This window comes from Nocardia sp. NPDC051750 (assembly GCF_044453135.1).
Taxonomy (GTDB): Bacteria; Actinomycetota; Actinomycetes; order Mycobacteriales; family Mycobacteriaceae; genus Nocardia.
Genome location: NZ_JBITCK010000002.1, coordinates 1,151,340 through 1,164,140, shown reverse-complemented (window position 1 = coordinate 1,164,140; position 12,801 = coordinate 1,151,340). Strand labels below are relative to the sequence as shown.

The window sequence follows — 12,801 nt, the reverse complement described above, 5'->3', positions numbered from 1 at the left end:
CGGGTGTTCACCCATGGCTTTCGATCCCGCCGGGTGCCAGAGTGGAGGGCGTGGGAATCTACCGGGACCATATCGTTCCCCGCATCGTGAACGTGGCCTGCGGGATGAAGGTGAACGAGCCGCTGCGCGAGCGGGTGTGCGCGGGGCTGTCCGGTCGCGTGCTCGAACTCGGCTTCGGCTCCGGTCTGAACGTGCCGTTCTATCCGGCCGCCGTCACCTCGGTGAGCGCCGTCGAACCCGCCGATCTCGGGTGGAAGCTGGCGGCCCGGCGGCTGGCCGGAGCCCGGGTCTCCGTCGAACGCGCCGGCCTGGACGGTCAGCGGTTGCCGTTCCCGGCCGACAGTTTCGATACCGCGCTGTCGACCTGGACCATGTGCACCATCCCCGATATCGACGCCGCCCTCGCCGAGCTACGGCGCGTCCTGGTCCCCGGCGGCACCGTGCATTTCGTCGAACACGGACTCTCCCCCGACCCCGCGGTCCAGCGCTGGCAGCACCGGCTCGACCCGATCCAGCAGCGCCTCGCGGGTGGATGCCATCTCGATCGCAATATCCCCGGCATCATCCGCGCCGCCGGCTTGGAGATCCGCGAACTGGATATTTTCACGGGGGAAGGACCGGCGTTCATCGACAGCCAGTCACTCGGTGTCGCCGTCGCTCGCTGAACACACCGCGCACGGCCGGAGCGGACCCGGAGGTACGCCGGAACGGAACCATTGGGTGATCGGGCGCGTCGAAGGTAGAAAGAACCCGACGCGACAACAGGAAGGTCGACCCGACGGGCACTGAGGATCGCGCGGCCACCCAGGCAGCCAGCGAGATCCTGCGGGAGAGCGTGGACGAGCTGCTCGTCACGTTCGAGCGGCAGCGAGCGGAAATGGCGGAGGTCCAGCAGCGGCTGGCCGCGACAACAGTGACGGTGTGGTCGTCGGACAATCTGGTCCGCGTCGATGCGAATACCGCCGGTATCCCGGTGGATGTGCACCTGACAGCGGAAGCGTTCAAGCGATCCACGCCCGACAAGCTCGGGCGCTCGATCCTGGAGGCGGTCCAGAACGCGGCCCGGCAGGCCGGCGAACTCTCCCAGCAGGCGTGGGCACCGGTCGCCGCACTGGCCGGCGAGGTCCCGGACCTCCCCGATATCGCGCCCGGGATGCCGAGTATCAAATCCCTGGTGGACACGCTGTTCCCCGACCCGGTCACCGAACCCGCCCCCGGCCGAGCCGATGACCGAGGAGGACGAAGACGAATACTTCCGCGGCCGCGGCTACCTGGACGGTGGGAAATGAGCGAACTCGAGGTCGACGAGGAAGCCCTGCAGGCGGCCCGGCCCGCCATCGCCGAGGTCGCCGATCAGGTGGCCGACGCGGTGAACGCGGCGCTCGCGGTGATCAACGGCGAAGGCGAATGCTGGGGCAGCGACGAAACCGGCCAGAAGTTCGCCGAGAAGTACAAGCCCGCCGCTGACGAGGGACTCACCGGCCTCGATCTGCTGAGCCAGGCGGTGAACGGAGTCGGCGACGGCGTGGGCGCCGTCGCCACAAACTTCGGCAACCAGGACGAATCCAACGCCGCCGCCCTCGGCGCGGTCGCCCCGCAGTAGCGCCGAGGAACACACATCACGGGCCCGGCCCGATTGCGATCACCGCGGTGTCCGCGGTCGGTCAGGGCAATCCCGGAGGCTCGAGAAGCCATCCAGACCCCGTCAGAGCAGCAGCCGGCGGCGCGGAGCACGACCCGCCGCCGAGGACCCGGTCTCAGGCCAGGCAGCCCGGGCCGAGCAGGGCTTTCAAATCGCCCATGAGCGCCGAGGACGGTTCCACCCGGAGACTGTCGTCCAATTTGAGCAGGGTCGTCTTCTCCCGGGCGCCCACATGCCGCACGTGCACATCCGACGTGCCGGGATGCCGGGAGAGCACCCGCTTCAACTCGCCGATCTTGTCCCGGGTGCACATCCGGGTCGAGATCGTCACCGCCAGGGGTTTCGCGACACCGATCGCGGACAGGTCCGGCACCGCGAGATCGTTGGCGATGAGCGAGACGCGGTCGTCACGCATCGAGACCCGGGCCTTCACGAGCACCACCGCGTCCTCCACCACATCCATGCCGTAGACGGAGTAGGCCTGCGGGAAGAACAGCACCTCGATACCGCCGGTGAGATCCTCGAGCTGCGCCGAGGCCCAGGCGAGGCCGTTCTTGTTGATCCGGCGGTTCACCGAGGCGAGAATCCCGCCGACGGTCACCTGGGTGCCGTCCTTGATATCGCCTTCCAGAATGACCGGTATCTGCGTATCGGCCGCCGCGGCCAGCACATGATCGACACCGTTGAGAGGATGGCCCGAGACATAGAGACCGAGCATCTCCCGTTCCAGGGCGAGGCGATGTTTGGATTCCCATTCCTCGTCGGGAACCTTCACATCGAATACCGAGGCCATCGATTCGTCACCGTCTTCACCCATTCCGCCGAACAGGTCGAATTGGCCGATGGCCTCCGCTTTCTTGGTGGACATCACGGCATCGATGGCATCGGAGTGCACGAGCGCCAGCCCCTTGCGGGGATGGCCCAGCGAATCGAACGCACCGGCCTTGATCAGTGATTCGGTGACCTTCTTGGTACAGGCCACCGCATCGATCTTGTTCAGATAGTCGGAGAAATCGGTGAACTTCGACTTCTCCGCGCGCGCCGAGATGATCGATGACACCACGTTGACACCGACATTGCGGACCGCGCCCATCCCGAAGCGGATGTCCTTGCCGACCGAGGTGAAGTTGTGCTCGGACTCGTTGACATCCGGCGGCAGCACCGTGATCCCGAGGCGCCGGCAGTCCGCCAGGTAGACGGCGGCCTTGTCCTTGTCGTCACCGACGCTGGTGAGCAGCGCGGCCATGTACTCCGCGGGATAGTTGGCCTTGAAGTAGGCGGTCCAGTACGACACCAGGCCGTAGGCGGCGGCATGTGATTTGTTGAAGGCGTATCCGGCGAACGGGAGGATGGTGTCCCACAGCGCCTTGATGGCGGCTTTGGAGAAACCGTTGTCCTGCATGCCCTTCTCGAACCCCTCGAACTCCTGCGCGAGGACCTCGGCCTTCTTCTTGCCCATCGCCCGGCGCAGGATATCGGCTCGGCCGAGCGAGTACCCGGCCACTTTCTGGGCGACGTGCATGATCTGCTCTTGGTAGACGATCAGACCATAGGTTTCGCCGAGGATCTCGCTCAGCGGTTCCTCGAGCTCCGGATGGATCGGTTTGACCTCTTGGCGCCCGTTCTTGCGGTCGGCGTAGTCGTTGTGCGCGTTCATGCCCATCGGGCCGGGGCGATAGAGCGCGCCGACGGCCACGATGTCCTCGAAGGCGGTGGGCTGCATACGGCGCAGCAGGTCGCGCATCGGCCCGCCGTCGAGCTGGAACACGCCCAGGGTGTCGCCGCGGGCGAGCAGTTCGAAGGTCTTCGAATCGTCCAGCGGCAGCGAGTCCAGGTCGACATCGACACCGCGGTTGGATTTGGCGTTGTAGATCGCGTCGCCGAGCACCGTGAGGTTGCGCAGGCCCAAGAAGTCCATCTTCAGCAGGCCGATGGCCTCACAGGACGGATAGTCCCAGCCGGTGATGATGGCGCCGTCCTGAGCCCGCTTCCACACCGGGATGGCGTCGGTGAGCGGCTCCGACGACATGATCACCGCGCAGGCGTGCACGCCCGCGTTGCGGATCAGGCCCTCCAAACCCTTCGCGGTGTCGTAGATCTTGGCGATATCCGGATTGGACTCGATGAGCGTACGGACCTCGGCGGCCTCTTTGTAGCGCTCATGTTCGGGATCGGTGATCCCGGCAACCGAGATGTCCTTGGCCATGATCGGCGGCGGTAGCGCCTTGGTGATCTGGTCGGCGATCGCGAAACCCGGCTGCCCGAACAGCACCCGGGCCGAATCCTTGATGGCCGCCTTGGTCTTGATGGTGCCGAAGGTGATCACCTGGGCGACCCGGTCGCTCCCCCACTTCTCGGTGGCGTAGCGAACCATCTCGCCGCGGCGACGATCGTCGAAGTCGATATCGATATCAGGCATCGATACGCGCTCCGGGTTGAGGAACCGTTCGAACAGCAGACCGTGCGGCAGCGGGTCGATATTGGTGATCTTGAGCGCGTAGGCGACCAGCGAACCGGCCGCCGAACCACGACCGGGACCGACCCGGATTCCGACCTCGCGGGCATGGTTGATCAGGTCGCCGACGACCAGGAAGTAGGCCGGGAAGCCCATCTCCAGGATGACGCCGATCTCGTATTCGGCCTGGTCGAGGTACTTCTGCGGGACGCCGTCCGGGAAGCGGTAGTCCAGCCCGCGCGCGACCTCCTTGCGCAGCCACGACGCCTCGGTCTCGCCCTCGGGGACCGGGAATTTGGGCATCCGGTCGCGGTGGGTCCAGATCTCCTCGTAGGACTCGACGCGTTCGCCGATCAGCACCGTGTTGTCGCAGGCCCCGGGCACTTCGGCATCCCAGAGTTCCCGCATGTCCGCGGCCGACTTCAGGAAGTAGCCGCTACCGCCGAATTTGAACCGATTGGGATCCGACAGCGTCTTACCGGTCTGGATGCACAGCAGCGCTTCATGATTGGTCGAATCGGTTTCGTGCACGTAATGGCAGTCGTTGGTGGCCAGCGGCGGGATACCCAGCTTCTTGCCGATCTCGATCAGGCCGGAGCGAACCCGCGTCTCGATGGACAGGCCGTGGTCCATCAGCTCGAGGAAGAAATTCTCCTTGCCGAAGATCTCCTGCCACTTCGCGGCGGCCTCGAGCGCCTCGCGCTCGTGCCCGAGCCGCAGCCGGGTCTGCACCTCGCCGGACGGGCAGCCGGTGGTGGCGATGATGCCCTCGGCGTAGGTGGCGATGAGCTCCTCGTCCATCCGCGCCCATTTGCCGAGCTGGCCCTCGATGCTCGCGAGCGAGGACAGCTTGAACAGGTTCCGGAGGCCGGTCGCGTTCTCGGCGACCATGGTCATATGGGTGTACGCGCCGGAACCGGAGACGTCGTCGCCCTTCTGACTCGGATCGCCCCAGAGGACGCGCTTGGTGTCGAAGCGGGAGGCGGGGGCGATATACGCCTCGATGCCGATGATCGGCTTGATCCCGGCCTTCTTCGCCGAGTTGTAGAACTCCGCGGCACCGTACATATTGCCGTGGTCGGTCATCCCGACCGCTGTCATCCCGAGGCGCTCGGCCTCGGCGAACAGCGGTGAGATCTTGGCGGCACCGTCGAGCATCGAGTACTCGGTGTGGTTGTGCAGATGAACGAATCCGGACGAGGCGGCCAAGACTGTCCTTCCTCCCAGTGGCTCGGCGGGGGTTGGTGTAGCGAGTTTATGCGCACCCACCGACAGCTTCGGTGCCGGATCGGCGCGCCCGGCGGGATCGGGCGTGTCGTTCCCGGTGAGCCTGCGCGCACGCCGATTCGGCCACCGGCCCGGCCCGGCGCTGGTAGGGTCGTGCCGCGTCACAATCGGCGGATCGGAGTTCCGGTGCAGCGGAACAGCGATCGCACCCGACGATCGACCCCCTCGAGCCCACGAACGACCCAGCGAGGTGAACGATGACAGCACGTACCACGGCGTTCGCCCTCCCCGCGGCCGCGACGGCGCTGGTGGTGGGGGCGCTCACGGCCACCGCGGCGCCCGCGGCGGCGGACGGCGGCGCGTTCCAGCCCGTCTACTCGCTCGCGCAGGGCGCCTGTGCCGCCCAGCTCGATACCTCCGTCACCGGCGACGCCTACCCCGAACACGCCGCCTTCACCGTCTCGACCATCATGTTCGGGGTCGGACCGTGCACCCTGCCGGTCACCCTGAACTGGCGCAATCTCGATACCGGCGCCACCGGTTCGGTCACGCAGACCGCGAACGGGCCGGGTCACTGGATGAACGACGGCCGGTCGGCACTGTTCCACCCCGGTATCGGCCGGTTCACCGCAACTGTCACGGTCGGCGCCGCCCATGTACCCGAACCCGGGTCGGTGGACTTCACCGTCACCGAGTATCGGGGGGTGAACGCCGGCATCCGGTAATACGACGACGGTGCGCGGCCGGTGCCGGAAGATCCGACTTCCCCACCGGACGGCGCCGATCGCTCGCACGGCTCGCCGGCCCGGGCTGGTTATCGCCTCCGGAGAAGGTTTCCCGCAGCAATGGCGGTTGCGGCGGGAAGCGTGAGACGATGACCAGCCCCGGCCGGCGAGCCGGTTTCGGGGCTCGACCGGCGAGACAGCGGAGGAGCCGGAAACGACAGCCGGTGAACCTGGGCCATGAGCCGGCGCTCGCGCGAGTCGGGGACGATCGGTACACCAGCCCGGGGTAGCCCCCTGGGTTGAGCGGGCGGGCACCGGGAGCACGGCAGGAACGATAAGAGGGTGCGATGACCACGACCGTCGTGGCGATCTCCGCCGCTGCCGTGCTGATCGCGGCCGCACTCCTGATCTGGGCGCGGCCGCGCCGGATGGTCACCACCCCCGCCGAACGGGCCGTACACGCGGCATTGCATACCGCGTCGCTCGCTGCCCGTTCGCTGCGCCAGGGGTTGACCCCGGCCTCGGCGCTGGACGCCGCGCCCCATCTGCGAGCGCTCGTCGGGGCGGAGGGGTTGGGAGTGACCGATCCCGACGGCGAACTCCTCGCCTGGGACGGCGCCCATCATGTGCCGGCGGCGGAATTCCTCGACGCGGCCCGGCGGGCGATCGACGGCCGGCGCCCGGTGATGGTCCACCTTCCGGACCCCGACCATCCGGGTCGCACACTGGTCGCCCAGCCGCTGCTCACCGATAGCGACGCGGTGGCCGGAGCACTGGGCATGGTCACCGCGGCCCCGCCCGGGCCCGGCACCCTCGGCGCGCTCGCCGAGGTGGCCCGTTATGCCTGCGGCCAGCTGGAACTGGCCGAACTCGATGCCTCCCGGGCCCGGCTGGACCGCGCCGAGGTGCGTGCGCTGCGCGCGCAGATCAGCCCGCATTTCATCTACAACGCGCTGAACACCATCGCCTCGTTCGTCCGCACCGATCCCGCGCGGGCCCGGGAGCTGATCCTGGATTTCGCCGACTTCACCCGGTACTCCTTCCGGGTCGCCGGCGAATACACGGTCCTGGCCGATGAACTGAGCAATATCGAACGGTATCTGGAACTCGAACGCGCCCGGTTCGGGTCCGCGCTGCAGGTGCGGCTGCGGATCGCGCCCGAGGTGCTCGGCGTGACGCTGCCGTTCCTGGCGCTGCAGCCGCTGGTGGAGAACGCGGTCCGGCACGGTATCGCGGGCACGCCCGGCGGCGGCACGCTGACCATCGAAGCCCTCGACGCCGGCACCGACTGTGTGATCAGTGTGGAGGACGACGGCGCCGGGATGGACCCCGAGGTTCTGCGTTCGGGCACCCTGGACGCGGCGGGGACCGGCGGCGAGGCGCCGCATATCGGGCTGGCCAATGTGGACGACCGGTTGCGCGCCGCGTTCGGCAACGATTACGGCCTGGTGGTGGATACCGCGCCCGGGGCGGGGACGAGGGTGAGTATGCGGGTACCGAAGTTCCGCGCCGGAATCCGGCCCTGACTCCGCGCGGGAATCCGGCCCTGTGACACAAACGCGCGGGAATCCGGCCCTGTGACACAGACGCGCGGGAATCCGGCCCTGTGACACAGAAACGGCCGGGCCCCGTTCACCCTCACAGAACGGGGTCCGGCCGGTACCTGCACCGGGAATTATCCGCCCGGATACCGGTGGGTCGGTATCCGGGTCCCGGATTCAGTGCGCGACGGCTTTTTCCGCGCCGACGCCGGTCAGTGCCCTGACCTCCATTTCCGCGGCCTTCACCGGGTCTTCGTCGTCACCACCGAGGTAGGTGCCCACCACGCCGAGCACGAAGGCCAGCGGAATGGAGACGATGCCCGGATTCGACAGCGGGAACCAGTCGAAATCCAGATCCGGCAGCATGGCGCTCGCCGACCCGGATACGGCCGGGGAGAACACGATCAGCACGATCGTGGAGATCAGCCCGCCGTACATGCTGAACAGCGCGCCCCGGGTGTTGAAGCGTCGCCAGAACAGCGAGTACAGGATCGTCGGCAGGTTGGCCGAGGCGGCGACCGCGAAGGCCAGCGCCACCAGGAACGCGATGTTCTGCCCGTTGGCCAGGATGCCCAGACCGATGGCGAGGACGCCGATCACCACCGCGGTGATCCGGGAGACCCGCACCTGGGCGTTGTCGTCCACCTTGCCGCGACGGATCACGTTGGCGTAGATATCGTGCGCAAACGATGCCGAGGCCGTGATGGTGAGCCCGGCGACCACCGCGAGAATGGTCGCGAAGGCCACCGCGGAGATGATGCCCAGCAGGATCACCCCGCCCAGTTCGAAGGCCAGCAGCGGCGCCGCCGAGTTCTGCCCACCGGCCGCGGACAGGATCTTGTCGGGGCCGACCAGGGCCGCCGCACCGTAGCCCAGGACGAGGGTGAACAGGTAGAAGGCGCCGATCAGAGCGATCGCCCACACCACCGAACGGCGGGCTTCCTTGGCGGTCGGCACGGTGTAGAAGCGCATGAGCACATGCGGCAGACCCGCGGTACCGAGCACCAGCGCCAGCCCCAGCGACAGGAAGTTCAGTTTCGACATCTCGCTGCCGCCGTACTGCGCACCGGGTGCCAGCACATCGCGGGCGGCCACCTTCGAGTCGGCGGAGCCGGCGATGGCGCTCTGGGCCCCGCCCAGGATGTCCGAGACGTTGAACCCGAATTTCGCCAGCACCATCACGGTCATCACGGCGGCGCCCGCGATCAGCAGCACCGCTTTGATGATCTGCACCCAGGTGGTGCCCTTCATACCGCCGACCAGCACGTAGACGATCATCAGGACGCCGACCACGGCGATCACCACGGCCTGCCCGGCTTCACTCGACACATCCAGCAGCAGCGCCACCAGGCCACCGGCGCCGGCCATCTGCGCGAGCAGATAGAACAGCGATACCGCCAAGGTGGTGATCGCGGCCGCGGTGCGTACCGGGCGCTGCCGCAACCGGAAACTCAGCACATCGGCCATCGTGAACTTGCCGGTGTTGCGGAGCATCTCGGCCACCAGCAGCAGGGCGACCAGCCAGGCCACCAGGAACCCGATCGAATACAGGAACCCGTCGTAGCCGTAGACCGCGATGGCCCCGGCGATACCCAGGAAACTCGCGGCCGACAGGTAGTCGCCAGCGATGGCGATACCGTTCTGCGGTCCGGTGAATCCGCGGCCGCCGGTGAAGTAGTCGGTGGCGCCGGAGGTGTTGCGGCCCGCCCAGAACACCACGACCATCGTGACGACGACGAACAGGGCGAAGATACCGATATTGGCGGCGGGGTTACCGACCGTACCGTCGGCGGCGTACAGCATGGTCACGACCCGCTTCCTTCCAGTTCGGCGCGCAGCGCGGCGGTGCGGGGATCCAGTTCCCGATTGGCGAACCGGACGTAGAGACCGGTGATCAGGAAGGTGGAGACGAACTGGCCCAGGCCGAGCAGCAGCCCGACGTTGATCTCACCGACAACCTTCGTACCCATGAAATCGTGGGCGTAGGCGCCGAGCAGTACATAGCCGAGGTACCAGATGAGGAACAGGGCGGTCATGGGGAAAATGAAGCGGCGCAGCCTGTTACGGAGTTCGGCGAACTCCGGACTCGCTTGCACTGCGACGAAATCGGGGGGCGCCGTGGGCTGCCCGCCGCTGTCGTCGAGATCCGTATCGGTCATACCGGTCCTCGCAATGTGATGTGTGTTACCTCATATGAAGCTAGCGAGCCCGGTAGTGCGGCAACAGATGTGATGCCGGTCACTCGGTGAAGGTGTGCGACTGTGCGGTGAATGGTCGCTGCGGCACGACGAACGGTCGGGCCGCCGGCGCATCTCAGCGGTCCGGCCGCGATCCCGGTTCCCGGTCGGCGCCCATCCCGAGCCGCTCCGGCGCATGCATCCGGACGAAAACCCGGCCCAGGTCCGGCGGTTTCGCGGTGAACCTGCTGACCAGCACCATCGCCCCGAACGACAGCGGCACCGCGACCGCCGCCGGATACCCGAGCACCGCGGCGGCCCAGCCACCGGCCAGATCGTGGGAGACCCCGCCGAATACCGACACCGCTGTCGCGCCGCCCGCCACGACCCCGCCGAGCACCAGTCCCGCCACCGCGCCCGCCGCGGTCAGCCCACGCCACCAGATCCCCAGCACCAGCAGCGGGCACAGGGTCGCGGCGGCGAGCGAGAACGCCAGCCCCACGGTGCGGGACAGATCGAGCGAGACCACGAACAGCGACAACCCCAGCGGCACTCCCCCCGCGGCCAGCGCCGCCAACCGGAAATCCCGGATCCGACCGCGCAGCACATCCGTGCTCAGCACCCCCGCGATACTGACCACCAGGCCCGAGGAGGTGGACAGGAACGCCGCCATCGCCCCCGCCGCGACCAGCGCGGCCAGCAGCTGTCCCGGTAATCCGGCCAGCGCCGAGACCGGCAGCAGCAGGACCGCGGCGTCGGAGGTTCCGGTAATCAGCAGTTGCGGTACGTAGAGGCGGGCGAAGACGCCGAGCAGCACCGGAAACAGGTAGAACACCCCGACCATCGCGATCACGGTGAGCGCGGTGGACCGGGCGGCCCGTCCGTCGCGGTTGGTGTAGAAGCGCACCAGTACATGCGGTAGCCCCATGGTGCCCAGGAAGGTCGCGATCATCAGCGAATACACCTGGTATTGCGGGTGGGGTCCGGCGAAACCGCCGCCCGGCCGCAACCACTGCTCGCCGTCGGCCGGCGCCCCCGCGACCACCGGCACGGCGGACCCCGGTTCGAGGACGAGCCGGGTATCGCGCGCCAGCTCATGGATCCCCGCGGTCAGCAGGACCGGTCCGTCCACCGGCCGGTCGTCGAGTTCGCCGTGCACCGCGACCCACTGCGGCGCCGGTAACTGCACCAGCACCGGGGTGGTCACCTCCACGGTGGTGCGTTCACCGACCGTCGGCGGTGCCGCCGTACCGATCTCCCGCTCGCCCGGCCCGGTGCCGAAGAAATGCACCAGCAGGACGAGGGCGGGCAACGCCACCGCGGTCAGCTTCAGCCAGTATTGGAATGCCTGTACGAGGGTGATCGAGCGCATACCGCCGCCCACCACATTCGCCACCACGATCGCCGCGACCGCCACCGCCCCGACCCAGCCGGGGACGCCCAGCAGAATGCGCAGGGTGAGCCCGGCGCCCTGGAACTGCGGGATCACATAGACAGCGCACACCAGCACCACCACCAGGGCCGCGAACCGGCGCGCCCGCGGCGAACCCAGCCGGAACTCGGCGAAATCGGGCACGGTGTAGGCGCCGGAACGCCGCAGCGGTGCCGCCACGAACAGCAGCAGCGCCAGGTAACCCGCGGTGAATCCCACCGGATACCAGAGTGCGTCGGCGCCGTATTTGGCGATCAGCCCGGCCACACCGAGAAACGAGGCCGCCGAGAGATACTCACCCGACACCGCGGCGGCGTTCCACCGTGGTCCCACACTGCGCGAGGCCACCAGGAAATCGGAGGTGGTGCGCGCCCAGCGAACTCCGTAGACACCGAGGGTCACCGTCGCGAGCGCCGCCGCCAGCAGCGCGGCCACGGTGAGACCGGACGAATTCACGTCAGTCCCCGGTGAGGTCGAGGAAGTCGTGCTCGTTGCGGTCGGCGAGCCGCACATAGATCCGGCCGGTGAGCCAGAGCAGCGGGTATGCGGCCCCGCCCAGCAGCAGCCACGGTAACCGGATCCCGAGCACCACCGTCTCGGCCACCGCGGTCACCCGGAACAGCAGCGGCAGCGCCGCGAGGATCAGCGTCATCACCAGCGCGCAGCTCAACGCCAGCCCGAGTTGCGCCCGGATCAGCCCGCCGATCAGCGCGACCCCGATTTCGGTCTGCTCGGCGACCTCCACTCGGGTCCGCACCCGGCGCGCCCCGCGCCGCTCGGCGAGCACCACCCGCTCCCGCGGCGGTTTCGGCGGCGGGCCGATCATCGGCGGTCCGAATGCGGTCCGTGGACGAGCCGCTGCTTGAGTTCGCGGACCTGCCGCCGGCTCACCGGCAGCTCCACCTGCCCCGCCCCGCGCAGGCAGACCCGGGTCGCCGCGCCCACCGTACGCAAGCCGGTGACCCGGTCCAGTGCCACCAGATACGACCGGTGCACCCGCAGGAAGCCGTCCTGCCAGCGTTGCTGGAGCGCCGAGAGCGGGATGCGCACCAGATGCGAGCCGGTATCGGTGTGCAGCCGCGCGTAGTCGCCTTCGGCCTCCACCCAGCTCACCTGCGACCGGTGTACCAGGGTGGTCACTCCGCCCAGCTCGACCGGGATCACCTCGTTGGTCCCCGCCGGGGCCGGGTCCGCGCCGGTGCGTGCCCGGCGTGCCGCGACCCGCCGCAGGGCCGCGCTCAGCCGGGCCTGCCGGACCGGTTTGAGCAGATAGTCCACCGCGCCGAGATCGAACGCCGCCACGGCGTGGTCTTCGTGCGCGGTGACGAACACGATCGCCGGCGGGTCGGCGAATTCGGCGAGAACGCCCGCCAGCTCCATCCCGTCCAGCCCCGGCATATTGATATCCAGGAACACCGCGTCGGCCCCGTGCGCGCGCAGTATCCGCAGCGCACCGGTCGCGTCGGTGGCGCCGTGCAGTTCGGTCACCGTGGGTTCGGCACGCAGCAGATACAGCAGCTCGTCCAGCGCCGGCGGCTCGTCATCCACGGCCAGCACCCGCATCCGCCCGACCTTTCCCGCTACTACAACGCGCTCATCGTA

General features: G+C 68.2%; 10 protein-coding genes. 4 read left to right on the top strand and 6 right to left on the bottom strand.

Going from position 1 to position 12,801, the window contains the following annotated elements:
- Positions 1-50: 50 nt before the first annotated feature.
- Positions 51-665 carry a class I SAM-dependent methyltransferase gene (locus ACIA75_RS12780; RefSeq protein ID WP_397103098.1) on the top strand — a complete coding sequence of 205 codons (615 nt, stop codon included), beginning with the start codon at positions 51-53 and terminating at the stop codon, positions 663-665.
- Positions 666-835: 170 nt separating this feature from the next.
- The gene (locus tag ACIA75_RS12775) at positions 836-1,603 is read left to right on the top strand and encodes a YbaB/EbfC family nucleoid-associated protein (RefSeq protein WP_397103096.1); all 768 of its coding nucleotides are present in this window, start codon (positions 836-838) and stop codon (positions 1,601-1,603) included.
- 154 nt (positions 1,604-1,757) lie between these two features.
- Here ACIA75_RS12775 and dnaE read toward each other — a convergent pair whose 3' ends face one another.
- On the bottom strand, positions 1,758-5,306 hold the full coding sequence (gene dnaE, locus ACIA75_RS12770) for a DNA polymerase III subunit alpha (RefSeq protein WP_397103094.1): 3,549 nt from the start codon (positions 5,304-5,306) through the stop codon (positions 1,758-1,760).
- A 275-nt stretch (positions 5,307-5,581) separates the two neighbouring features.
- Between dnaE and ACIA75_RS12765 the strand changes: the two genes are divergently transcribed.
- Together ACIA75_RS12765 and ACIA75_RS12760 are read left to right on the top strand one after the other, a co-directional pair.
- Positions 5,582-6,049 carry a hypothetical protein gene (locus ACIA75_RS12765; RefSeq protein WP_397103092.1) on the top strand — a complete coding sequence of 156 codons (468 nt, stop codon included), beginning with the start codon at positions 5,582-5,584 and terminating at the stop codon, positions 6,047-6,049.
- A 347-nt stretch (positions 6,050-6,396) separates the two neighbouring features.
- Positions 6,397-7,575 (top strand): sensor histidine kinase, encoded by a 1,179-nt coding sequence (locus tag ACIA75_RS12760; RefSeq protein ID WP_397103090.1) that lies wholly within the window; start codon positions 6,397-6,399, stop codon positions 7,573-7,575.
- Positions 7,576-7,767: 192 nt separating this feature from the next.
- On the opposite strand, the gene ACIA75_RS12755 is transcribed toward ACIA75_RS12760, so the two are convergent.
- The 5 genes from ACIA75_RS12755 to ACIA75_RS12735 form a co-directional block, all read right to left on the bottom strand.
- Positions 7,768-9,393 carry a cation acetate symporter gene (locus tag ACIA75_RS12755; protein ID WP_397103488.1) on the bottom strand — a complete coding sequence of 542 codons (1,626 nt, stop codon included), beginning with the start codon at positions 9,391-9,393 and terminating at the stop codon, positions 7,768-7,770.
- A 2-nt stretch (positions 9,394-9,395) separates the two neighbouring features.
- Entirely contained in the window at positions 9,396-9,749 is a 354-nt protein-coding gene (locus tag ACIA75_RS12750; RefSeq protein WP_397103088.1) for a DUF485 domain-containing protein, read from the bottom strand.
- 154 nt (positions 9,750-9,903) lie between these two features.
- Positions 9,904-11,655 carry a cation acetate symporter gene (locus tag ACIA75_RS12745; protein ID WP_397103086.1) on the bottom strand — a complete coding sequence of 584 codons (1,752 nt, stop codon included), beginning with the start codon at positions 11,653-11,655 and terminating at the stop codon, positions 9,904-9,906.
- A 1-nt stretch (position 11,656) separates the two neighbouring features.
- Positions 11,657-12,025 (bottom strand): hypothetical protein, encoded by a 369-nt coding sequence (locus ACIA75_RS12740; protein ID WP_397103084.1) that lies wholly within the window; start codon positions 12,023-12,025, stop codon positions 11,657-11,659.
- Positions 12,022-12,762, bottom strand: coding sequence for a LytR/AlgR family response regulator transcription factor (locus ACIA75_RS12735; RefSeq protein WP_397103082.1), 741 nt, complete (start codon positions 12,760-12,762; stop codon positions 12,022-12,024). The genes ACIA75_RS12740 and ACIA75_RS12735 overlap by 4 nt, the downstream gene beginning before the upstream one ends.
- Positions 12,763-12,801 lie beyond the last annotated feature (39 nt).